The organism is Alcanivorax sp. HI0044, from assembly GCF_001634945.1.
In genome coordinates this window covers 1-1100 of the sequence record NZ_LWEZ01001580.1, presented here as the reverse complement: position 1 = coordinate 1100, position 1100 = coordinate 1, and the positions used below count along the sequence as shown (strand labels likewise).

At 60.2% G+C, this 1100-nt stretch carries 2 protein-coding genes; both read left to right on the top strand.

What is annotated here, in order from left to right:
- The coding region (locus A3730_RS23800) for a sodium:calcium antiporter (RefSeq protein ID WP_063539123.1) at positions 1-665 on the top strand (665 nt) is incomplete at its 5' end.
- 79 nt (positions 666-744) lie between these two features.
- Positions 745-1100, top strand: a 356-nt coding sequence (locus A3730_RS23795; protein WP_156501326.1) for an AI-2E family transporter, incomplete at its 3' end; no start/stop codon positions are given.

The window sequence follows — 1100 nt, the reverse complement described above, 5'->3', positions numbered from 1 at the left end:
TGCCGATTCTCACTCTGATTACCTTGCTGGCGGGCTACCAGCTGATTGACGGGCACATTTCCCGCATGGATGCCTGGATCCTGATCGGCGTGCTGGGGGTGCTGATGGGCTGGTCCATTTATGCGGCCATGACCGGCAAGGGGGATGTGCTGGCAGGGGAAGTGGAAACCGACCTGGCAGAGCACCCGCTGCCGCTGAAACAATCCCTGTTCTGGCTGGTGGTGGGCCTGATCCTGCTGGTGGTCAGCTCCCGGGCGCTGGTGTGGGGGGCGGTGCTGATTGCGCAATCCCTGGGGGTCAGCGACCTGATCATCGGCTTGACTATTGTGGCCATCGGCACCTCCCTGCCGGAGCTGGCTTCCAGCATTGCGGCGGTGCGCAAGGGCGAGCACGATATTGCCTTTGGTAACGTGCTAGGCTCGAATTTGTTCAATACCCTGGCGGTGGTCGGTATCGCCGGTGCCATCAAGCCCATGTCGGTGGATCCTGCGGTATTGCAGCGGGACTGGTCCCTGATGATGGGGCTGACGCTGGTGCTGTTCGTTATGGGCTTCGGCGTGTTGGGCCGCAAGGGGCAGATTACCCGGACTAACGGTATCGCCTTGCTGGTGGTCTATGTGGCGTACATGGGGTATCTGGGCTCCACCATGCTGACGGGCGGTTGATCCCCCGTTAGCGCATATGGCGGGTCATTGATTCTATTGGCATGACACCTAATCACGTGACACAGGGAAGCGGCAGGGTATGCGGGACACGGGAATATCGGAAAAACTGGAACAGCGCGCGTTCCTGTGGGCGCTGGTGGCGGTCAGTGCCGTTTTTGCCCTGCTGATTCAGCCTTTTTTCGCGCCCATTTTCTGGGCCTGTGCCATCAGTGTGGTTTTCTATCCCTTCCATAAACGGCTGCTGGCCCGCTGGCCGCAACGGCGCAACCTGGTGGCGTTGTTCACCTTGCTGCTGTGCGTGGTGTTAGTCGTGATCCCGGTGCTGGCCGTGGCCACGTCGTTCGTATCCGAAGGCGTCGGCCTGTTCCAGAAGGTGCAAAGTGGTGAGATCGATCTGGCCAGCTATGTGGACAAGATCAAGCATGCCTTCCCGGG